Annotated in this window: 19 protein-coding genes; 8 read left to right on the top strand and 11 right to left on the bottom strand. The window is 72.0% G+C overall.

What is annotated here, in order from left to right:
- Positions 1-32: 32 nt before the first annotated feature.
- Positions 33-578 carry a carboxymuconolactone decarboxylase family protein gene (locus HNR30_RS15425; RefSeq protein WP_181610532.1) on the top strand — a complete coding sequence of 182 codons (546 nt, stop codon included), beginning with the start codon at positions 33-35 and terminating at the stop codon, positions 576-578.
- 10 nt (positions 579-588) lie between these two features.
- Here the strand turns inward: HNR30_RS15425 and HNR30_RS15420 are convergent, their stop codons facing one another.
- From HNR30_RS15420 to HNR30_RS47745, 3 genes are read right to left on the bottom strand one after another with little or no spacing between them, the layout of a single operon-like run.
- Positions 589-1,830 (bottom strand): MFS transporter, encoded by a 1,242-nt coding sequence (locus tag HNR30_RS15420; protein ID WP_181610531.1) that lies wholly within the window; start codon positions 1,828-1,830, stop codon positions 589-591.
- A gap of 18 nt (positions 1,831-1,848) precedes the next feature.
- Entirely contained in the window at positions 1,849-2,778 is a 930-nt protein-coding gene (locus HNR30_RS15415) for an alpha/beta hydrolase (RefSeq protein ID WP_181610530.1), read from the bottom strand.
- A gap of 2 nt (positions 2,779-2,780) precedes the next feature.
- Positions 2,781-3,728 (bottom strand): alpha/beta hydrolase, encoded by a 948-nt coding sequence (locus tag HNR30_RS47745; protein WP_181610529.1) that lies wholly within the window; start codon positions 3,726-3,728, stop codon positions 2,781-2,783.
- A gap of 96 nt (positions 3,729-3,824) precedes the next feature.
- Here HNR30_RS47745 and HNR30_RS15405 point away from each other — a divergent pair, with 96 nt between their 5' ends.
- The gene (locus HNR30_RS15405; protein ID WP_181610528.1) at positions 3,825-4,823 is read left to right on the top strand and encodes a LacI family DNA-binding transcriptional regulator; all 999 of its coding nucleotides are present in this window, start codon (positions 3,825-3,827) and stop codon (positions 4,821-4,823) included.
- 30 nt (positions 4,824-4,853) lie between these two features.
- Here HNR30_RS15405 and HNR30_RS15400 read toward each other — a convergent pair whose 3' ends face one another.
- The 3 genes from HNR30_RS15400 to HNR30_RS50125 form a co-directional block, all read right to left on the bottom strand.
- The gene (locus tag HNR30_RS15400) at positions 4,854-5,864 is read right to left on the bottom strand and encodes a hypothetical protein (RefSeq protein WP_181610527.1); all 1,011 of its coding nucleotides are present in this window, start codon (positions 5,862-5,864) and stop codon (positions 4,854-4,856) included.
- 117 nt (positions 5,865-5,981) lie between these two features.
- Positions 5,982-6,509 carry a carboxymuconolactone decarboxylase family protein gene (locus HNR30_RS15395; protein WP_181610526.1) on the bottom strand — a complete coding sequence of 176 codons (528 nt, stop codon included), beginning with the start codon at positions 6,507-6,509 and terminating at the stop codon, positions 5,982-5,984.
- A gap of 26 nt (positions 6,510-6,535) precedes the next feature.
- Entirely contained in the window at positions 6,536-7,849 is a 1,314-nt protein-coding gene (locus tag HNR30_RS50125) for a PucR family transcriptional regulator (RefSeq protein ID WP_181610525.1), read from the bottom strand.
- Between the two features lie 117 nt (positions 7,850-7,966).
- Between HNR30_RS50125 and HNR30_RS15385 the strand changes: the two genes are divergently transcribed.
- Positions 7,967-8,749 (top strand): class II aldolase/adducin family protein, encoded by a 783-nt coding sequence (locus tag HNR30_RS15385; protein ID WP_181610524.1) that lies wholly within the window; start codon positions 7,967-7,969, stop codon positions 8,747-8,749.
- 415 nt (positions 8,750-9,164) lie between these two features.
- On the opposite strand, the gene HNR30_RS15380 is transcribed toward HNR30_RS15385, so the two are convergent.
- From HNR30_RS15380 to HNR30_RS15370, 3 genes are read right to left on the bottom strand one after another with little or no spacing between them, the layout of a single operon-like run.
- Positions 9,165-9,647, bottom strand: coding sequence for a pyridoxamine 5'-phosphate oxidase family protein (locus HNR30_RS15380; protein WP_181610523.1), 483 nt, complete (start codon positions 9,645-9,647; stop codon positions 9,165-9,167).
- Between the two features lie 13 nt (positions 9,648-9,660).
- Positions 9,661-10,791: a tartrate dehydrogenase gene (locus HNR30_RS15375; RefSeq protein WP_181611109.1), complete on the bottom strand. Its 1,131-nt coding sequence runs from the start codon at positions 10,789-10,791 to the stop codon at positions 9,661-9,663.
- A 32-nt stretch (positions 10,792-10,823) separates the two neighbouring features.
- The gene (locus HNR30_RS15370; RefSeq protein ID WP_181610522.1) at positions 10,824-11,549 is read right to left on the bottom strand and encodes a GntR family transcriptional regulator; all 726 of its coding nucleotides are present in this window, start codon (positions 11,547-11,549) and stop codon (positions 10,824-10,826) included.
- A 134-nt stretch (positions 11,550-11,683) separates the two neighbouring features.
- On the opposite strand from HNR30_RS15370, the gene HNR30_RS15365 reads away from it, so the two are divergent.
- Genes HNR30_RS15365 through HNR30_RS15350 form a run of 4 tightly spaced genes read left to right on the top strand, consistent with a single transcriptional unit; the run spans position 11,684 to position 15,687 of the window.
- Positions 11,684-13,018 (top strand): MFS transporter, encoded by a 1,335-nt coding sequence (locus HNR30_RS15365; RefSeq protein ID WP_181610521.1) that lies wholly within the window; start codon positions 11,684-11,686, stop codon positions 13,016-13,018.
- Positions 13,015-13,989 (top strand): phosphoglycerate dehydrogenase, encoded by a 975-nt coding sequence (locus HNR30_RS15360; protein WP_181610520.1) that lies wholly within the window; start codon positions 13,015-13,017, stop codon positions 13,987-13,989. The genes HNR30_RS15365 and HNR30_RS15360 overlap by 4 nt, the downstream gene beginning before the upstream one ends.
- Positions 13,986-15,371 (top strand): acyclic terpene utilization AtuA family protein, encoded by a 1,386-nt coding sequence (locus HNR30_RS15355; RefSeq protein ID WP_181610519.1) that lies wholly within the window; start codon positions 13,986-13,988, stop codon positions 15,369-15,371. The genes HNR30_RS15360 and HNR30_RS15355 overlap by 4 nt, the downstream gene beginning before the upstream one ends.
- Complete coding sequence (locus HNR30_RS15350) at positions 15,364-15,687, top strand: DUF4387 domain-containing protein (protein ID WP_181610518.1); 324 nt, start codon at positions 15,364-15,366, stop codon at positions 15,685-15,687. The genes HNR30_RS15355 and HNR30_RS15350 overlap by 8 nt, the downstream gene beginning before the upstream one ends.
- A 16-nt stretch (positions 15,688-15,703) precedes the next feature.
- On the opposite strand, the gene HNR30_RS15345 is transcribed toward HNR30_RS15350, so the two are convergent.
- Complete coding sequence (locus HNR30_RS15345; RefSeq protein WP_181610517.1) at positions 15,704-16,606, bottom strand: hypothetical protein; 903 nt, start codon at positions 16,604-16,606, stop codon at positions 15,704-15,706.
- Positions 16,607-16,784: 178 nt separating this feature from the next.
- On the opposite strand from HNR30_RS15345, the gene HNR30_RS50120 reads away from it, so the two are divergent.
- Positions 16,785-19,451, top strand: a complete 2,667-nt coding sequence (locus HNR30_RS50120; RefSeq protein WP_181610516.1) for a helix-turn-helix transcriptional regulator — start codon at positions 16,785-16,787, stop codon at positions 19,449-19,451.
- Here the strand turns inward: HNR30_RS50120 and HNR30_RS15335 are convergent.
- Positions 19,448-20,182, bottom strand: a complete 735-nt coding sequence (locus tag HNR30_RS15335) for a MerR family transcriptional regulator (protein WP_181610515.1) — start codon at positions 20,180-20,182, stop codon at positions 19,448-19,450. The two genes, HNR30_RS50120 and HNR30_RS15335, sit on opposite strands and share 4 nt — an antisense overlap.
- Positions 20,183-20,191: the final 9 nt, after the last annotated feature.

The following is a 20,191-nucleotide window of genomic DNA, read 5'->3' as shown; positions in this document are numbered from 1 at the left end:
CACCGAGCACCCGCCGGGGCGAAGGTCCATCCATGAACCTTCCGATTCTCACCTCCGAGTCCGCCCCGGCCGGCTCCCGTGCGATCCTCGACGGCATCGAGGCCGACCTCGGTTTCGTCCCGAACCTCGCCGCCACGATCGCGGCCAGTCCCACCCTCCTGGCGGGCTTCGACGGGCTGCGTCGCGCCGTGGGCGGCGGTTCGTTCGATCCCGTGCGGCGGGAGGTCGCCGGTGTGGCGGTCGGCGTCGCCGTCGACAACGCGTACGGCGTCGCCTTCCACTCGACCGTGCTCGGCCGGCTGGGTGTCGACCGGGACGACATCGAGGCGATGCGGCGCGGCGCCGAACCGCGTGACGAGGTCCACGCCGCCGTCTACGCCTTCGCCAGGGCCCTGGTGCTCGACCGCGGCGCCGTCGACGAGGCGGTGGTACGGCGGGCCGCGGCCGCCGGGCTGGGGCAGGACGATCTGCTGCAACTGGTCACCGAGTGCGCGTTCGCGACGCTGGTCGGCCTGGTCGACAACCTGGCCGGGCGCATCGAGCTGGACGAGCCCCTGCGCCCGCAGGCCTGGAAGTGACCCTTAACCGTTACCGCACTCCCTTCACGGGAAGCACGGCCAGCGCCCCGAGCACCGACAGCGCCGCGGCCACGACGTAGACCGCGAAGTAGTTCGGCCCGTCGCCGCCGATGGCCATCAGCGGCGCGGCCATCAGCGGCGCGAGAACCTGGGGGAGCTGGTAGGCCAGCGCCACCACCCCCAGGTCCTTGCCCGCCGAGGCGTCGGCGGGCAGCACCTCGGTCATGAGGGCGACGTCCACGGAGATGTAGGCGCCCTGCCCCATGCCCGCGATGACGATGGCGACGAGCACCATGCCGAAGGTGGGGGCGACGAGGAGGATCGCCAGCCCGGCGCCGGTGAAGGCGGCGGAGGTCCAGACGATGGTCTTGCGGCGGCCGGTCCGGTCGGAGATCCACGCCGCGACGAGGGTGGTCGCGGCGCTGGCGGCCAGGAAGGCGCCCAGGGCGAGGCCGAACTTCTCCGCGGCCTCCTGCTGCGACATGCCCAGGACGTCGATCAGGTAGTACAGCAGGTAGGTCGCGACGGTGACCATGGACATGGTGACCAGGAAGCGGCACAACCAGGCCCAGGCGAAGTTCGGGTGCCGCCGCGGGTCGACCCAGTAGCTGGCGAGCAGGGTCCGCACGTCCAGCCGTACACGCTCGGTCCGCACGATGTCGCGCAACACCAGGACGAGCCCGGCGTTGGACACGAGAACCGCCACGACGGGGATCAGGAACCACAGCGGCTCCTGGCCGGGCAGGGCGGAGACCATGACGCTGCCGAACAGCGGCCCGAGCGTCGTGGCCAGCCCGAACGCGGCGGCCACGCGTGCCCGGATCCGGCTGGGGACCTGGTCGGCGATCAGGGCGTTCAGGGCGACGCTCGCCGAGGCGAAGCCGACCTGGGTCAGGATCCAGCCGGCCACGATGGCCGGCGCGCTGGGGGCGAGCGAGAGGAAGAGCATGCCCGCCGACCCGATGACCGCTCCGGCGACGATGTACGGCCTGCGGATGCCGAAACGTCCGGCCGAGCCGTCGCTGAGCCGGCCGAGGGGCGGCGTGACCGCCATGACGGCGATGCCGCCGAGCGCGGCGGTCATCGACAACCATTGGGTCTTGTTCGCGGGATCGAGGACGGCCAGCCGCAGCGGGATGGAGACCCCGCCCGCCGACAGGGTGGCGAAGGCCACGCCGAGATAGGAGAGCAGGAAGAGGGGGAGGAACCAGGCGCGCTGCCTGGTTCCCGGGATGTCGGCGACCGCAGTCATGGTGGGGGGTTCCTCCGGTCAGTCGTGCAGGCCGCGGAGGGCGTCGGTGACGATCGCCTGGCCGATGCGGGCGGTCAGCAGCACCTGCTCGAACATGCCGCTCTCGTGCGTCTGGCCGACCATCCGGATCCCGGCGGCGGGGACGCCCGCGGCGGCGAGCGCGGTGACGTAGGCCTCGCCGTCGCCGCGCAGCACGTCGTGCTCGGCGGTGATCACGAGAGCGGGCGGCAGCCCTTCGAAGGAGGTAGCCAGCAGCGGGGAGACGTAGGGGTCCTTCGGCGCGACGCCCGGCGGCAGGTAGGTGTCGACGACCAGCTTGAAGTCCTCAAGCGAGCCGGGTCCCGCCGAGAAGTCCAGGTGGCCGCCGGTGAGGTCGAGCGCGGGCACCTCGAGGATCTGCAGGGCGACGGGGTGGTTGGCGCGGTCGCGGTTGACGTGGGTGAGGGCGGCGGTCAGGTTCGCTCCCGACGACTGCCCGGACAACGCGATGCGCTCGGGGTCGACGCCCAGCGTGTCCGCCTCCGCGACCAGCCATTCCAGCACCCGGTAGGCCTGCTCCAGCGCGGCGGGGAAACGGTTCTCGGGAGCCAGCGCGTAGTCGACGGCGGCGATGACGACGTTGGCCCGCTCGGCGCGCAGCGCGCAGAGCGCGGCGGGGTACGGGTGGTGCAGGCCGCTCTGCCGCCAGGCGCCGCCGAACAGGAACATGCTGACCGGCAGGCGGCCCTGCGCCTCGCGCGGGTAGAACAGGCGGACCTTGACCGGCAGCTCACCGTCGACGGTGTATTCGCGGGTCGGCACCTCGGGGGCGGGCAGCCCGAGCGCCGGGTAGATCGCCTGCTCGTAGGCGAGCGCCCGCTCGCGGTACTCCGCGGGTTCCTGGGAGGGCTCGGGCGGGGCGACGCCGAGTTCGGCGACGGCGGCGATCAGCGCGGGGTCGATGGCCATGGTCAGTTCCTTCCGGTGTACAGGGCGAGGCGGGACTGCCACTCCCTGGCGATGGCTGAGGTTCTGGTGAGGGAGCAGGAGCCGTGCGCCTGGCCGGGCGCACGCCAGTGGGTGACGTCCACTCCCGCCTCGCCGAGCCGTACGGCATAGGCCTCGCCGGAGTCGCGCAGCGGGTCGGCCTCCGCGGTGATCACCAGCGCGGGAGGCAGGCCGGTCAGGTCGGCCGACATCGGCATGGCCGTCTCCTCCGGCCCTTGGTACAGCCCGCGCAGGGCCGCGAGGTCAAGAGAGCCCTCCAGCGCGGCATAGGTCTGGTAGGACGCGTCGTCCTCCAGGTCCATGGTGGTCATCGGGACGTTGAGGATCTGATGGTGCAGCACGTCACGGGCGTGGATCGCGACCATCGCGGCCAGGTTGCCGCCCGCCGAGGTGCCGACGACCCCGACCCGCCGCGGGTCGACGTCCAGGTCGGCGGCGTTGCCGATCAGCCAGGTCAGGACGTCGAGGCTGTCGTGGAGGGCGGCCGGGAAGGGATGATCCGGCGCCAGACGGTAGTCGACGTCGAAGTGGTCCCAGCCGCCCTCCACGGTCATGGCGGACAACATGCGGTGGTTGACCTCCTCCCGCACGCTGCCCAGGATGAAGCCGCCGCCGTGGAGGCTGAGCCGCGCGGGGCGCGGGCCGGACGTGCCCGGCGCCTGGTAGCGCAGGACGGTGACCTCCCCGTCCCTGGTGGGCACGAGGTACTCCGTCACCCGGCAGTCCTCGGGCGCGGGGAGGGTGTATCTCCTGGCGAGCTCGTCGGACAGGACGATGGCGGCCTTGCGCCACAGCCGTGTGTCAGGGGAGGCCAGGTCGGGCAGGGTGGCCGCGATCCCTTCCGCGTCACGCACCCATTCGACGACGGCGGGCTCGCAACCCGCCGCGAGGGCCACATCGGCTCTCGTCACATCCGACTCCTTTCGAAGTGCTTCGATAAAGCACTTTATGAACCGGAGCCGACCAGGTCAATGCGCTAGGGTGACAATGTGGGCGGCCGAGGCGAAGTGACGATCTACGACGTCGCCCAGCGCGCGGGTGTCAGCATCTCGACGGTGTCGCTGGTGATGAACCATCCCGACCGGGTCAAGGCGGGCACGCGAGCGCGAGTGGTGGAGGCCGCGGGCCAGCTCGGATACCGTCCCCGCGCCACCGCCTCCGAGCGGGCCAGGGAACGCGTCGGCAAGATCGCGGTCATCGCGCCGTTCACCAGCTACGAGTCCTACCGCACCCGGTTGTGCGGCATCCTGTCGGCGCTGACGAGCTCGGAGTTCGAGGTCGTCGTCCACGACACCCCGTCCGCGACCGTGATCGAGGAGCCGCTCCTCGACGTGCTGCCCGTGCGCGGAGACGTCGACGGCATGATCATCATGGGCCTGCCGGTCTCGGAGGAACGCGCCACCTGGCTGGCCGACTGGGGCCCGCCCACCGTCCTGGTCGACGTCGCGCACCCGCGCTTCTCCAGCGTCGACTTCGACAACGAGCCCGCCGGGCATCTGCTGGCCGGTCACCTCCTGCGAAGCGGGCACCGCCGCCTGGGCTACGTGCTGGAACCCTACGTGGCGACCGCCTACGACTCAGCAGGCTCGCTCCGCCTCGACGGCATCCGCCGCGCGCTCCAGGACGCGGGCGGAGCCGAGGCGGGCTACCACCTGGAGTTGTTCCAGCTGGCCGACCGAGACCCCGCCGCCGCGAAATCGGCCCTTCCCGCGTTGCTGGAGGCCGCGCCCGAGACCACCGCGCTGGTGGCACACCACGACGGCTTCGCCGCCGCCCTGCTCATCAGCGCGCGCCGGGCAGGGCTGAGCGTTCCGGGGCAACTCGCGATCGCCGGGTTCGACGACGGCCTCCTGGCCGACAGCCTCGACCTCACCACCGTCCGCCAGCCCTTGATCGAGTCGGGCAGGAACGCCGCCGACCTGCTCAGGCTCGTCATCGAGACACCCGACCGCACGCCGGTCCGCATCACCCTCGCGCCCGAACTCGTCGTCAGGGCCACCGCCTAGCCTTCGCCGTAGCGCGAACCGGCCCACGCGTCAGGGGCGGAAGGCCCAGACGGAGCCGTCGCGACGGGACGGCGTGCCGCCGACCGCCCAGACCGAACCGCTGCCCAGCTTGACGGCCAGGTCGCGGACGGTCGCGCTCCTGCTCGGAGCCGCCGGGAACCCGCCCGCCTCGACACCGTCCGGGAGGATGTGCAGGAAGCGGCTGCCCGCGCCCTTGGCGTCGTAGACGATCCAGGCTCCGCCCCGGCCGTCGGGCTCGGCCTGGGCGCGCGGCTGGATGCCGGGCTCCTTGCGCACCTCGAAGGTCCAGTCACCCGGATAGCCGGACAGCAGCAGGGTCTCGCCGCAGTAGGCGGGCTTGATCGTGCCGCACGGCCAGGCGGTCCAGCCGACGGCCATGATCCGTCCGGTCTCGCCGTCCATGGCGACATCCGTCAGCTCCGAGATCTGGCCGGCGTGCGAGGACGGGACCGCGGGGATGGGGACCGCGCGCCAGGTCGTGCCGGACCAGCGGGCCATCGCCGCGGTGCCATGGACCGATCCCGCCGCCCACTTGCCGTCGAGGCCCTTGATCGCGATGGGCGTGGGAACCTTGCGCCAGACCGAGCCGTCCAGGCGTCGCACCGTGGACCGCGCCTTCCAGCCGGCCCTGCCGGAGAAGGTGGTCGAGTCCTCGATGACCCACAGGTTCCTGCCGATGGACTGGGCCCGGTCCACCCGGCCGTACGGCCAAGGCTTGACCTGCCAGCGCTTGCCGTCCCACCGGGCGTATCGCGTCGTGCCGAAGGCCCAGACCCGGGTGTCGGAGGCCGAGGCCAGACGCTTCACGCGGAAGCCCGGTCCGGTGACCCGCTTGAGGTTCTTCAGCAGGACGGGCTTGCCGCTCCTGGTCCCGGCGACCCAGACCGCTCCGCCCGGCGTCACGGTCACCGCGTCGTAGGAGGCGTGCCGGTCGTGGTGGACGACCTTCCACTGAAGGGCCGGTGCCGCCGTGAGCAGCAGGGCGACGGTCGCGGCAGTGCCGGAGAACAACAGTCCCATGCGGGTGAGACGCGCTTTTCCGTGCAAAGGTTGGCATTGACTGACAGTGATATGGCGCGACTTTTCGACACTCGGCGCCCGACCGTGGGTGTGCGCCCTTGCCCCGCGGCCCCCAGGTCAGTCCGCCGGCTCGGGCTCCAAGCCGATCAGCAGGTTGAAGGCGCCGGTCAGCAGGTTCAGCGACACGAGGCCGACGAGTTCGGCGATCACCCGGTCGCTCCACCCGTGGGCACGCAGCTCGGCCACGTCCTCGTCGGTGAGGGACGAGGGCTCGGCCAGCACGCGGACGGCCACGCCGATCAGGGCGGCCTCGCGCGCGTCGGTGGAGGTGCCCTGGCGGGCCAGCTCGATGTCGGCCTCGCTGAGGCCCGCCCCCCGCGCGGCCCTGGTGTGCGCCGACAGGCACATCGAGCAGCCGATCCACTCCTGGAGCGCCAGGGAGATCTTCTCGCTCAGCGGGCGGGGGATCTTCACGCGTTTGATCGCGCGGGAGAACTCCAGGTAGCCCTGGAGCAGGGCGGGCGAGTGGGCCATCGTGGCCACCATGTCGCCCACGCTGCCGCCCCTGGCGACGATGTCGCCGAGGATCTCGCGGGACTTCTGGTCGGGGGCCTGCTGGGGGTCGAGTGGTTGAAGGCGTCTCATCGTGTCCTCCTCGATTGCCCGCAACGCTATACCCCCTTGGGGTATTCCAGCAACGTGATTGTCTCCAGGGCCAGGAGCAGCTCGGCCGCCTCCACCGGGTGGTCGACCGAGCGGCCGGTGAGCTCGTGCAGCTTGCCGAGCCGGTAGCGGACCGTGTTGCGATGGCAGAACAGCGCGGTCGCCGCGGCCGGCGTCGAACCGGCGGCGTCGAACCAGGCGCGGGCGGTGGACATGAGCGTGTCCCGCTCGTCGCGAGGGAGGTCGAGCAGGGGGCCGAGGATCCGGCGGGCCAGGTCGTCCGCGGTCTCCGGGCTGCCGGCGATCAGCGTGGCGATCGGGCGGTCGCCGTAATGGCAGACGGCCTCGGCGCCGTACGGCACGGCCGCGAGCGCCAGCCGGGCCAGGCGCAGGGCCGCGGCGGTCTGGGAGAGCTGGTGGTAGACGGGACTGACCCCGAAACGCCCACCCGCGAGAAGCGGGAAAGAGGGGAGTGGGCCATTGGACGGGCCACCGAGCGGGCTGGTGGACGGGCCGCTGGGTGAGCCTTTGGGCGGCCTACCGAGCGGGCCCTTGGACGGGCCGCCGAGCGCGCCGCTGAGCGGGCCATTGGACGGGCCGCCGAGCGCGCCGATGACCGGGCCACCGAGCGGTCTGGTGGATGGGCCGCTGGGCGTGTCGTCGGGGGCGAGGCCTGGCGCGAGGGCGGCCGGCATGGCAATGACCGCCAGCCGCTCAGCGGGAAGGTGACGCTGCACCGCCGTGGCCGGCAGGTCGGCGGTGGCGTCGGCGGCGATGACGTGGAAACGCCCGCGCTGGGGCAGCCCCAGCGCGTCGGCCGCCTCCCGGATCCGCGCGGGGTCGGTGCCGAGGAGCGCGTCGAACAGGCGGTCACGATCGAGCCTGTCCCGCAGCTCACGCTCCGCCTCCACCTCCCGGTACGCCTCGCGGATCGTCTCCGACAGCAGGTCGAGGCCGAGCCACAACTCCCCGGCGCTCTCGATGAGCACGGCATGCTCGGCGGGCGTGGTCTCGGCGGCGATGCGCTCCCACAGGAACTGCGTGCCGATCCGGTAACTGTGCAGCAGCGCCGCCAGCGGGATGCCGCGCAGCGCCCGCCTGCGCGCGTTGGCCTTGGCGACGTCGGCCGGCGACGCCGACCCGCCGCCGAGATGGGCGAGCGACACCCGCAACTGCTCGGCGCAGACCGAGGCGACGTCGTCTTCCGGCACAACCGCCAGCTCGATCTCCGCCGCCCGCACCCGGCGGGCCAGCAGGATCGCCAGCTCGTCGACTCGGGCAAGTAGCCGGGCGGTCAACGCCGCAGGTCCTGGTCCGTTCACGCCGCGCATTGTGCCACCGCACAATCCCGGCGGCCAGATTCACGACCTGTGCCCGTTGTGACCCCCGGCACCGAGCGAGATTCTGGAACCCCGGCCCTCGCTCGATGCGGAGACGACGTGAACCTCGACCCCATCCCCACCGACCAGCTGACCTTCCGCCTCCCGCAGAAGTTCGACAACGTCGAGGACGAGCGGCGGCACCGCCAGGAACGCCTCGTGGCCGCACTGCGCCTGTTCGGCAGGTTCGGCTTCGAGGAGGGCGTGGCCGGGCACATCACCGCCCGCGACCCCGAGCACAGCGACTACTTCTGGGTCAACCCGTTCGGCATGAGCTTCAAGCACATCAGGGTCAGCGACCTGATCCTGGTCAACCATGAGGGCCAGGTCGTCCACGGCAAGTACCACGTCAACCAGGCGGCCTTCGCCATCCACTCGATGGTGCACCAGGCCCGCCCCGACGCGGTCGCCGCCGCTCACTCCCACTCGGTGTACGGCAAGGCGCTGTCGTCGCTCGGCACCCAGCTGGAACCGCTGACCCAGGACGCCTGCGCCTTCTACGAGGACCACGGCCTCTTCGACGACTACACGGGGGTGGTGCTGGAGACCGAGGAGGGCCGCAGGATCGCCACCGCGCTGGGCTCGCACAAGGCCGTCATCCTGCGCAACCACGGCCTGCTGACCGTGGGCGACTCCGTCGACGCCGCCGCCTGGTGGTTCATCACGATGGAGCGTTCGTGCCAGGCCCAGCTGCTGGCCAAGGCGGCGGGCCCAACCGTGTCGATCGAGCACGACCAGGCCAAGCTCACCCACGGCCAGATCGGCAACGACCTGGTCGGCTGGATCAACTTCCAGCCGCTCTACGACCAGATCGTGCGCTCTGAGACCGACATGTTCGACTGATCCTCCGTCTGGTAGTTCCTGGCGTGCAGTTCGTAGAGCGTCGCGTACAGTCCTCCCGCACCCTCAGCTCCCCGTGCCGAAGCAGCCGGGGAGCCCGCGGTTTTGCCTCGGCCGTGCGGTCGGGCGGCCGGGCAGGTGGGCGCGACGAAGCAGCCGGGCGGCCTTGCAGCTTTGTCCCGGTCGGGGCAGCCGGGCGGCCGGGACCGGCGAGGCAGCCGGGAGCCTGCAGCTTTCGCCTCGGCCGTGCGGACGGGCGCGGCTCGGCGGAGCAGTCGGGGAGCCCGCGGCCTTGCCTTGGCCGTGCGGTCTGGCAGGTGGGCGCGGCGGAGCAGCCGGGCAGTCTGCAGCTTGTCTCGGCCGGCATGCGGAGAGCCCCAGGTTTGCCGTGCCGGGCGTCACCGTCTCCGGGGTGGGGTCACTTCAGGAGCGCCGTCCGGGGGGTGAAGTTGCCGCGGGCGAAGCTGGCCGCGTCGAGGACCTGGACTCGCCACGGATCGAGGCGCAGCACCGTGAAGCCCTCGGACTCGGGTCCCGGCAAGCCGAACTCGCGCAGGTCGTAGCCGAGCGGCGGCGGGGCCGTGGTGAACATCTCCCACACGTGGCGCTTGGTCTCGACGTCGTCGACCCACGACGTGGCCGCCTCGCCGAGGACGACGTTCTGCTCGGGGCTCCAGTAGGAGAAGGCCACCTGGGGATTGGCGGCCAGGTGGGCTCCCTTGACGCCGGCGTTGGCGGTGAAGATCCAGCCCACGGGGCGTTCGTCGATCACTTCCCAGATCGGGTGCAGGATGCGTGAGCGGGGGCGCCCCTGGCCGTCGACCGTGGTCACGGTGCACCAGATGATCTCCGAGGTGAAGGTCAGGAACTCGTCCTTCAAGGCGCTGAATGATTCGGTCATGAGCTGGATGATGTCATCCCCGGCCGACAATCGGCGCTCGCTCCCTGATGCGGTCGGCGATCGCGGCGCCCAGTTCCTCGGTGGTCCCGCGGCCGTGGAGGTCGGGGGTGAGCGGGGCGTCGGAGGGGCCCGCCGCGAGGACGTCCTCGATGGCGGCCAGCAGGTGGGCGCCCGCGTCCGGGTGGCCGAGGTGGTCGAGCATCATCGACGCGCACCAGATCTGGCCGACCGGGTTGGCGATGCCGAGCCTGGCGATGTCGGGGGCCGAGCCGTGCACCGGTTCGAACAGGCTCGGGGAGGCGCGGTCGGGGTTGATGTTGGCGCTCGGGGCGATGCCGATCGTGCCCGTGCAGGCGGGCCCGAGGTCGGACAGGATGTCGCCGAACAGGTTGCTGGCGACCACGACGTCGTAGCGGTCGGGGTGGAGGACGAAGTTGGCCGCCAGCGCGTCGATGTGGCACCTGTCGTGGGCGACGTCGGGGAAGTGCTTGGCCATCTCCTCGACGCGCTCGTCCCAGTAGGGCATCGAGATCGAGATGCCGTTGCTCTTGGTGGCGGAGGTGAGGTGGCGGGCCGGGCGGCGCGAGGCGAGCTCGAAGGCGTAGCGCAGCACCCTGTCGACGCCGACCCGCGTCATCACGGTCTCTTGGAGGACGGTCTCGCGCGGGGTGCCCTCGAAGATCCGGCCTCCGATGCTGGAGTACTCGCCCTCGGTGTTCTCCCGCACGACCAGGAAGTCGATCTCGCCCGGTTCGCGCCCGGCGAGGGGGCTGCGCACTCCTGGCATGAGGCGGCAGGGGCGCAGGTTGACGTACTGGTCGAAGCCGCGGCGCATCTGGAGCAGGCTGCCCCACAACGACACGTGGTCGGGAACGACCGCGGGCCAGCCGACGGCGCCGAAGAAGATCGCGTCGTAGGCGGCGAGGGTGTCGTGCCAGTCGTCGGGGAGCATGGTGCCGTGGCGTTGCCAGTAGGGGGCGCTGGCGAAGTCGAAGTGGTCGAAGCGCAGGTCGAGGCCGAACACGCCGGCGGTCGCCTCCAGGGCGCGCAGGCCTTCCGGCACGACCTCGGTGCCGATGCCGTCGCCCGGGATCACGGCGATGCGGTGGGTGGCGGAGGGAGGAGGGGCGACGGTGGCGGACATCGGGGTCGGCGCTTCTGGCTGGCCGGTGGGCGTCATCGTGGTCTCCGCTCCGTGTGGGCGCCGAGGTCCGTCAGGGACCCCTGGGCGTCCTCGATGACGAGCCGCTCGGCGGTCGCCGAGTCGCCCTCGCGCAGGGCGCGTACCAGGGCGCGGTGGGTGGAGTAGCGGTCGAGCCCGAACCGGTCGTTCACGGCGATCTGGCCGAGGATGCGCGCCCGCCGCTCCGGCTTGGAGAACACCTGCGACTGCTCCAGCAGCCGCACCAGCACCGGGTTGGCCGCGCACGCGTTCAGGGTCTCGTTGAAGTCCTGCATGTGGTCGAGCAGCGCGATGAGCTGCCGCTCGACGTTCTCGCCGTTGCGGTGCCGGGTGACGATGACGATCAGCAGGTCGTCGGTGGCGTCGAGGATCGTGTCGAGCGTGTCGAGCTGGTCGGCGGTGGCGTGCCTGGCGGCGAAGCGGGCGACCAGGCCGCGCAGGCCGATCTCGACCTCGGCGAGGTCGGCGATGGCGCGTTCGGCGATGTCGGCGACGACGACGGTGCGGGGGCCGGTGCGCTGGATGAGCCCGTCCTGCTCCAGGCGGCGCAGCGCTTCGCGTACGGGGGTGGGGCTGACCTCGAGCTGCTCGGCGAGGCCGCGCTCGGTGACCTTCTGCCCTGGGCGCAGCGCGCCTGACCCGATCGCTTCGCGCAGGGACTGGTAGGCGAGGTCGGCCCGGGTTTCGCTGCCCGCGTCGGCTGGCGGTTTGACCGTCATGAGTTCACCGTAGCAAAGGCCGATGCTGTTGCTTGACAGTTTTGCTATAGCAAGTATTGTGACGCCTGCCACACCCCCCGAGGAGGTCGTCAGTGAGCAGCGAAACCCAAGGACGTGCGGTCCACTCCGGAGGAATGATCACGTTCTACGTGGCCCTCGCCGTCTTCGCGCAGGAGTCGACCTGGAACTTCTACGACAGCCGCGTCCCCGAGCTGCTGCGCGACTACATCGCCAGCGCGGCGGTGATCGGGCTGCTCATGGGCATGGACAACCTGCTGGGGGTCTTCATCCAGCCCGCCATGGGCAACCGTTCCGACAACACCCGGACCGCGTGGGGGCGTCGCATCCCCTACCTGGCGGTCATGATGCCGCTGGGCGCCGTGCTGTTCCTGCTCATCCCGCACGCCTCCTCGCTGGGATGGCTGATCCTGCTGATCTTCCTCTACGCGGTGGTGATGAACAGCTTCAAGCCGATCAGCGAGTCGCTTCTGCCCGACTTCATCAGGCCGGAGCGCCGGAGCCGGGCCAACGCGGCGGTCAAGACGGCTGCGGCACTGACGGTGATCGTCGCGGCGCTGGTCAGCCTGCTGCTCGTGGACGACCATCCGCAGCTGGCGTTCGCCGTACCTGCGGGGCTCATGCTGGCGGCGGCCGCCGTACTGGTCTGGAAGGTTCGTGACAGCGACTCGGACGGCTATCAGGCGGCCCTCGCGGAGGATGCGGCGGACGCGGCGGTGAGGGGCGCCCCCGGAGAGGCCACCGCCACAGAGGGCGCCGCCACACAGGGTGCCGCCGCAGAGGGCGCCGCCGCGACGGGTGCCGTGACGGCCGGTGCCGAGGGGCAGGGGACGAAGATCGGTGCGATCCTTCGCGACCTGGCCCGCGACCCCGACCGCAGCCGCCTGCTGATGATCGTCACCGTGTTCGTCTTCGGCAGCGCCTGGGCCGCCTCGCGCGCCCTCATGACCCCTTACGGCGTCGAGGCGCTGGGTCTGTCGGACGGCGAGGCGGGCGGCCTGACGTTGCCCAGCGGCATCGCGTACATCCTGGCCGCCTTCCCCGCGGCCCTGCTCGCCGAGCGTTTCGGGCGATTGCGGGTCATCATGGTCGGAATGGCGATCTTCGCGGTCGGCACGATCCTGGGAACCGTGGTCCAGAACCCTGTCGCGACCATGGTCACGCTGTGCCTCGCGGCGGCGGGCGCGGCCGGATTCATGATCAACGCAGTCGTGGTCCTGTGGAACCTGGCCCCGTCGTCCAGGGTCGTCGGCACGTACACGGGCCTGTACACCGTCGGCTGGGCGGGTGGCGCGATGGCAGGTCCCGCCCTCGTCGGGCTGGCGGTCGATCTCACCGGCTGGCACCTGATGCTCCTGCACATCACGGTCCTGGCTCTCATCGCCATCGTGCTGGTCATCCGCGTCGACCGGCTGCAGCGCGGCGCCGCGGCGCAGGGGAGGTCCCTGTGACGCGCGTCGTCGTGGTCACCACCGACTACCTGGAGCCAGGAGACGAGGTCGACCTCCTCCTGCGGCAGGAGGGCTTCGCCACGCGTCACCACCCCCTGCGCGGGACCCGCGGACACGATGAGCTGGTCGCGATCCTCGATGGCGCGGAGGGTGCGCTGATCGCCAACGAGCCGATGACGGCGCGGGTTTTCGCCCAGGTCTGCGGGCTGCGGGCGGTGGTGCGCACGGGCGTGGGCCACGACTCCGTCGACGTCGAGGCGGCCACTCGCGCGGGCGTCTCGGTGAGCAACCTGCCGGGCGTCAACGCCAACGCCGTCGCCGAGTACACGATGGCGTTGCTGCTGGCGCAGGCGCGCCGCCTGGTGCCCGTGGCGGCCGGGGTCCGGGCGGGCGGGTGGCCGCGCGAGGACGGCTGCGAGCTGCGCGGCAAGACACTCGGGCTTCTCGGGTACGGCTCGGCCGCCCGCGCCGTGGTGCCGCTGGCGAAGGCCTTCGGGCTGAGGGTGTTGTGCACCACGAGGACGCCGCAGCACGATCCCGGTGTCGATTTCGTGGAGCTCCACGACCTGCTCGCCGCCTCCGACTTCGTCTCCCTGCACGCCGCCCTCACCCCCGCCACCCGGCAGCTGATCGACGCAGCCGCGCTGGCCAGGATGAAGCCCACCGCCCACCTGATCAACACCGCACGTGGCGCGATCGTCGACGAGAACGCCCTGGCCGAGGCCGTACAAGCCGGGCGGATCGCAGGAGCGGCCCTGGACGTGACCGAGACAGAGCCGCTCCCGGCCGGCAGCCCGCTGCGCGGCGTGCCCGGCATCACCGTCTACTCCCACCTGGCCGGCCAGACCGCCGAAGCACGCCGCGCCGCCGGCATCGAGGGCGCCCGCGAACTGGTGGCCGCCCTGCGCGGACGGCCACGCTCCTCGCTCAACGCCCACCTGCTGACCACCGAAGAAACGAGGACGAGATGACAGAGGCTCAACGGGAGTCGGTCAGGGTACTGACCCCGGTCGGGATGCTCGGAGCGGGTTTCCCGCGCGAGACGGTCGACCGGGGGATCGCGCTGGGCGCCGACGTGATCGCCGTCGACGGCGGCTCCACCGATTCCGGGCCCTACTACCTGGGCTCAGGAACTGCCAAGACGGCGGCGGCCGCGGTGGCGGGCGACCTGCGGATCCTGCTGCGCGCCTCGGCGTCGGCCGGCATCCCGGTGGTCATCGGCTCGTGCGGCACGAGCGGCACCGACTCCGGCGTCGACTGGGTCGCGGGCATCGCCGAGACGATCCTGCGCGAGGAGGGCCTGACCCTCAGGATCGCCCGCATCTACAGCGAGCAGCGGGCTGAGACGCTCAAGGAGCGGCTCAACGAGGGCCGTGTCCATCCGCTGCCGCCGCTGGGCGACCTCGACGCCGCCACGCTCGACTCCTGCAGCCACATCGTCGGCATGATGGGCCACGAGCCGATCGTCGCGGCGCTGCGGGCCGGGGCCGACGTGGTGCTCGCCGGGCGGGCCACCGACACCGCGGTGGCCGCCGCGTACCCGCTGATGCTGGGCATGCCCGCCGGGCCGACCTGGCACGCTTCCAAGATCGTCGAGTGTGGCGGCCAGTGCACCACCAACCCGCGCGCGGGAGGCGTCCTGGCCACCATCGACCACGACGGCTTCACCATCGAGCCGCTGGACCCGGCCAACGCCTGCACGCCGACCTCGGTGGCCGCCCACATGCTGTACGAGACCGTCGACCCGTTCCGTATGCGGGAGCCCGCGGGCACGCTCGACGTCTCCGACGCCGTCTACACGGCGCTCGACGAGCGGCGTGTCCGCGTGGAGGGCTCGCGCTTCGAGCTCGCCGACCAGCACACGATCAAGCTCGAGGGTGCCCGGGTCACGGGCTACGAGACCATGTCGTTCACCGCGATCCGTGACCCGCACATCCTGTCCAAGATCGAGGAGTGGGCCGCTCTGATGCACAGGATCCTCCGTGCGAGGGTGCGGCAGACGCTCGGGCTCGAACCGCCGCAGTACGCCGTGGACCTGCGCCTGTACGGCTACAACGCGGTGCTCGAAGACCTCGATCCCGCGACCGGCCCGCCGCGCGAGGTGGGGGCGATGTTGCTGGTCAACGCCCCCGACCAGGCCACGGCCACCGCCGTGGCCAAGATCGCCAATCCGCTGATGCTGCACCTGCCGACCCCTGACATGGCCTACCTGCCGAGCCTGGCCTTCGCCACCTCGCCCGCGGAGATCGAGCGCGGCCCGGCGTACGAGTTCGTGCTGAACCACGTCGTGGACGTCGACGAACCGTCCGAGCTGTTCCGCGTCGAGATCGCCGAGGAGGCGTCCCGTGACTGACGATCGCAAGCTCACGCTCGGAGAGCTGGCCCTGGAGGTGCGGTCCAAGAACGCGGGACCGTTCTGGATCACCATGGAGCTGTTCATGCGTTCGGCCGAGGACTACGCGATCGTCGCCGACGAGGAGTTCGTCAACGAGGAGGTCGTCGCACGGCTGTACGCGCTGGACCCGGCGGACGTGCTGATCTTCCGCATCCCGGCGCTGAACGTCGTGAAGATCTCCTTCCCCCGCCCGGTCGCGCAGGGAGGGCTGCGCGACCGCGACATTCACGCCGGACAGCACCACGTCCCGCTGGCGGCGCTCGTGCCTCCGTGAGGTGAGGTGAGGTGAGTCAGCAGACGTTCCTGACGGGCCGGGCGTCGCCGCCGGGGAACAGCTCGCCCGGGTAGCTCGGCGGCGGGGCGGACGGCCGGGTCGTGGCGGGGCGGAAGCACAGGTTCGACGGCCGGTCCGCGCTCGGCGGGACCACGTCCACCCCGGCCTGCACCCACTTCGCGCACGGGTTGACCGTCCCCTGGAGGCACGCGAGCTCGCCGACGCCCAGTGTGGAACCGCCGTTCAGCACCCGGGGGTTGTCCATCGCGGCCCCGCCCGCCGCCCGGAACAGCGGCGCGCCCACGGCGTCCTGGACGACGAACTGCGCCGAGCTGAAGCGCGGACGCCATCGGGTGGGGTAGTTCGCCACGCGGGCGCGGCGGGTGCCCACGATCACGTCACCCCCCGCGTGCACGCGGAAGAACATCGACGAGTCGCACGTGATGGCCAAACCGTCGCCGCCTGCGTCGATGCGGGAGCCGTCCGACGGGACACGCGAGCGGGGGCGGGGGCCGCGCGGGGAGTCGGCGAAGCTCGGGCGGTTGACCAGATACTCGCCGAACGCGAAGTACGACTTCTCGACGCGGCCGCCGTCGCGGACGAGCCGTGCCGCCAGGCCGGCGCGGACCATCGGGCGTTCCCGGACGCCGCCCAGGCCGACCCAGGTGTAGTAGGTCCCGGCGGGGGCGGTGTCGGGGAGGCACGGGACGGTGATGAACGCCTCGGCGGCGGACGGGCTGCGTCTGGGGTGGCCGTCCTGGTACGGGTGCCTGAAGCCGTTGAAGTACAGGCCCGACCAGGGGTGGGCGTCGGTGTTCGCGGAGGCGTCCGGCAGGGTGGTGGCCATTGCGGCGCTCAGCAGGCCGAAGACGAGCAGTGGCCTGGCCAGGCCGCAGGGCGGGCGGAATCGGTTCGTCATCGCGGTCTCCTCTGGGGAGCGGGATCGGGATGGGCGCCCTGTCCATGACTGTCGCGCGTGGGGCGGCGGGGGGCCTGAGTAGTCGGCTACTCAGGTGATTACTCAGGCCGTGACGGGCGCCGCGGTCGTACGATTTGCGCGTCGGCGAGGGACATGGGCGAGGGACACGGGAGGCGCCGTGGACACGGGGCCCTGGGCAGGTCGCACAACGGGGTGGCCGTTCGTCGGCCGGGTGGCCGAGCGCGAGCGCGCGCTGACGATCCTGCGGCGGAGCAACATCGTGATCGCCGGCGCCGCGGGCGTCGGCAAGTCCCGCCTCGCGGCTGAACTGGCGGCCTCGTTCCAAGCGCCCGTCCGGGTGCGCGGCACCCACGCGGCCGGCGCGCTCCCGCTGGGCGCGTTCGCCCCGCTGCTGCCCGGCGGGGAACCGGGCGCCAACCCGCTGCGCTGGGCCGCCGACGCGATCCTGGCGCGCCGCCCGTCCCTCCTGGTCGTCGACGACGCGCACCTGCTCGACGCCTCCTCCGCCGCGCTGGCCCACCAGCTGTCCGCCCGCGTGCGCGTGCTGGCGACAGTGCGGACGGGCCAGGAGTGTCCCGACTCGGTCGCGGCCCTGTGGGAGGACGACCGGGGCGCCCGCCTCGACCTCGACCCGCTCGGCCAGGACGAGACGGCCGAGCTGCTGTCAGGTGTGCTCGGCGGCCAGGTCGACCGGGCGGCGGCGGTGCGGCTGCACGAGCTGAGCCAGGGCAACGCGCTGCTCCTGCGCGAGCTGGTCGCCGCGGCCCTTGAGGGGGGTGTTCTCGCGAGACCGGGCCAGGTGTGGCGGCTCGACGGGGAGGTGCCGCGTGCCCCGCGTCTCATCGAGGTCATCGAGCGCCGGATGGGCAGGTACGGCGATGCGGTGACGGCGGTGCTGGAGCTGGTCGCGCTCGCCGAGCCGATCGGCCTGGCCCCGCTGGGGAGCCTGGCCGGTCACGAGGCGGTCGAGGAGGCGGAGGAGCGCGGCCTGATCCAGGTGGTGATGGGTGACCGGCGCACGGAGGTCAGGCTCGCGCACCCGCTTTACGGCGAGGTGGTCCGTGCTCGCGCGCCCGTTCTGCGCCTGCGCCGCCGGTACCGGGAACTCGCCGAGGCCGTGGAGGCGACCGGCGCCCGCCGCAGGGAGGACGTGCTGCGCGTCGCCGCCTGGCGCCTGGAGAGCGGGACGACGACCCGGCCCGCTCCGCTGCTGCGGGCCGCGCGCACCGCGTGGGCCGCGCACGACTACCCGCTCGGACTGCGCCTGGCCGAGGCCGCGTGGGACAACAGCTCGGGCCCTGACGTGCCCCACAGCGACCGCGCCGACATGGCCGACGACAGCCACGCCGACGTGCCCGACGGCTATCGCGCCGACGCCGCGATCATGTACGGCACTCTGCTCAACTACTCGGGTCGCGCCGAGGAGGCGCTGGCCGTGGTGGAATCGGTGCCCGGCGAAGGCTGCGACGAGCGTCGTCGTACCGAGCTGACACTCACCCGCGCCTGGAGCCTGGCCTTCGGGCAGGTCCGCATGGACGAGGCGGTCGGTCTGCTGACCCGCGTCCGCGAGGAGATCACCCAGCGGTCCCTGCGTCAGGATCTGAGCTGCCTGCTCCTCGTGATCGTCGGCGGTTCCGGCGACCTCGACCGCATACTCTCGCTCGCCGAAGCCCTGCTCGCCGAGCCTCCCGAGACCGCGGCCGTCAAGGCGCAGGCGCTGAACTGCCGGGCGGCCACGCTCGCGACGCTGGGCCGCTACGGTGAGGCGCTCGCCGACATCCGCGACGCCCTCGACGACCTGGCGGAATGGCACGACGCCGTGCCGGTGATCGTCCAGCCGCTGTACTCCAACTGGGCGCTCACGTGCCTCATGTCGGCGGACCTCGAAGGCGCCGACGACGTGCTGGATCGCATGGAGTCGCTGCTCGGCCGGGGCAGGGGGTCGATCTACGCGGCTGACAACATCGCGATCCTGCGATCGGCGGCGGCACGCATGCGTGGCAGGTTCGCCGAGGCGCGCAGGCACGTCGCCCCGCCGTACGAGCCGAAGGGCGACGACGTGCTGTCCGGCATGGTGCACATCGAGCGCGCCCATGTCCTGGCGCTGACCGGCGACGCCGTCGGCGCTCGCGTGGCCTTCGACGCGGGGGTCGGCGGGCAGTCCCGTCACGGCTCGCTGCACCTCATGTGGCGTTACCTGACCGAGCCGTGGCTGCTCGCCGCCGAGGGTGACACGAAGGGCGCCGCCGCGTTCGCGCTGGGGACGGCGGCTCATGGCCGTGGTCTGGGGCTGCTGCCCTTCGTGACGGCCGCCCTGCACACGGTCGCCCGGCTCGGCTACGCGGACCTGGCCGCCGAGCATCTGCCGTTCCTCGAGGAGGGCCCGCTGGAGGGCCCGTACGCGCCCGTCGTGCTCGCACACTGCCGGGCGGCGGCAGCCGGGGACGGCGCCGCCCTGGAGGAGGTGGCCGCGGCCTTCGAGCGGCTCGGCTGCATCCCGTTCGCGGCCGAGGCGCTGGCCCAGGCCGCTGCCGCCTGGGAGCGGTCGGGCCGGGCGACGGCCTCGCGCGTCGCGGCGGGCCGCGCCTGGACGCTCGCCGCCCGATGCGAAGGCCTCACCACCCCGGCGGTCGCGAGCCTGACGGCTCCCGGCCTGACCCGGCGCGAGGCGGAGATCGCGAGGCTGGCGTGCGCGGGCCTGTCGAGCAAGCAGATCGCCGAGCAGCTCGTGTTGTCGACCCGAACGGTCGACAACCATCTGCAGAGCGTGTACGGCAAGCTCGGTGTCACGAGTCGTGCGGAGCTGAAGCGCATCCTGGTCTAGCCGGACGCGGGCGAAGCCCCCATCAGCCGGGCGAGCCGCTCCCAGGCCGGGGACGACGCGCCGGGCTGCGACTGGGCGGCCAGCCTGGCGATCGCCGGGTTGTCGACCGGCTCGCACTCCGACCGGCTCGGATGCGTCGTGAGCCACGTCCGCGTGCGGTCGGCGAGGCCGGGCAGGCGCGGGTCCTCCGGCGACCAGTCGTAGGCGGCGTCGTGGGCGAGGTAGAGGTCACGGAACTCCGGATCGGCCATGAGCTCGCGCTTCTCGGCGATCCATGACGCGGCGGCCTCGGGCGAGGCGGTCTGCATGAGGATCCAGCCGTCACGCTCCACCCGGACCGCTCGCTCGCTGACGCCGAGGTTGCGCAGGTCGTCGAGGTAGTCGGCGACCTGCGGGGAGACGAAGAGCCAGTCACCGCCGCGCAGCTGCGAGAGCTGGTCGCGGGTCACCTGCAACCGGGTGATCCGCTCGTCGATGTCGCGATCGATCTCGCCGATGGCCGCGGCCAATGCGTCGGGGTCGGCGTCGAGCAGGTCCTTGATCCGCGCCAGCGGCACGCCCGCCCCCGCCAGCGTGCGGATCTTGATGAGGGTGACGGCGTCACCGGCGCTGTAGCGGCGGTAGCCGGACGAGTCGCGGTCGGGCTCGGCGAGCAGACCACGCTCGTGGTAGTGACGTATGGCCTTGATGGTCACTCCGGCATAGGCCGCGAGCTGGCCGATCGTGAGCATGGGGGAGAT

This window comes from Nonomuraea soli (assembly GCF_013761175.1).
GTDB classification, from domain to species: Bacteria; Actinomycetota; Actinomycetes; order Streptosporangiales; family Streptosporangiaceae; genus Nonomuraea; species Nonomuraea soli.
Note: the sequence above shows the minus strand (reverse complement) of the source record. Positions and strands in the feature narration are given on the sequence as shown.

Coding starts and splice junctions, on each gene's coding strand:
- HNR30_RS15425 (WP_181610532.1), top strand. CDS start 33: ATGAACCTTCCGATTCTCACCTCCGAGTCCGCCCCGGCCGGCTCCCGT.
- HNR30_RS15420 (WP_181610531.1), bottom strand. CDS start 1,830: ATGACTGCGGTCGCCGACATCCCGGGAACCAGGCAGCGCGCCTGGTTC.
- HNR30_RS15415 (WP_181610530.1), bottom strand. CDS start 2,778: ATGGCCATCGACCCCGCGCTGATCGCCGCCGTCGCCGAACTCGGCGTC.
- HNR30_RS15400 (WP_181610527.1), bottom strand. CDS start 5,864: ATGGGACTGTTGTTCTCCGGCACTGCCGCGACCGTCGCCCTGCTGCTC.
- HNR30_RS15395 (WP_181610526.1), bottom strand. CDS start 6,509: ATGAGACGCCTTCAACCACTCGACCCCCAGCAGGCCCCCGACCAGAAG.
- HNR30_RS15380 (WP_181610523.1), bottom strand. CDS start 9,647: ATGACCGAATCATTCAGCGCCTTGAAGGACGAGTTCCTGACCTTCACC.
- HNR30_RS15375 (WP_181611109.1), bottom strand. CDS start 10,791: ATGTCCGCCACCGTCGCCCCTCCTCCCTCCGCCACCCACCGCATCGCC.
- HNR30_RS15370 (WP_181610522.1), bottom strand. CDS start 11,549: ATGACGGTCAAACCGCCAGCCGACGCGGGCAGCGAAACCCGGGCCGAC.
- HNR30_RS15365 (WP_181610521.1), top strand. CDS start 11,684: ATGATCACGTTCTACGTGGCCCTCGCCGTCTTCGCGCAGGAGTCGACC.
- HNR30_RS15355 (WP_181610519.1), top strand. CDS start 13,986: ATGACAGAGGCTCAACGGGAGTCGGTCAGGGTACTGACCCCGGTCGGG.
- HNR30_RS15345 (WP_181610517.1), bottom strand. CDS start 16,606: ATGACGAACCGATTCCGCCCGCCCTGCGGCCTGGCCAGGCCACTGCTC.
- HNR30_RS15335 (WP_181610515.1), bottom strand. CDS start 20,182: ATGCTCACGATCGGCCAGCTCGCGGCCTATGCCGGAGTGACCATCAAG.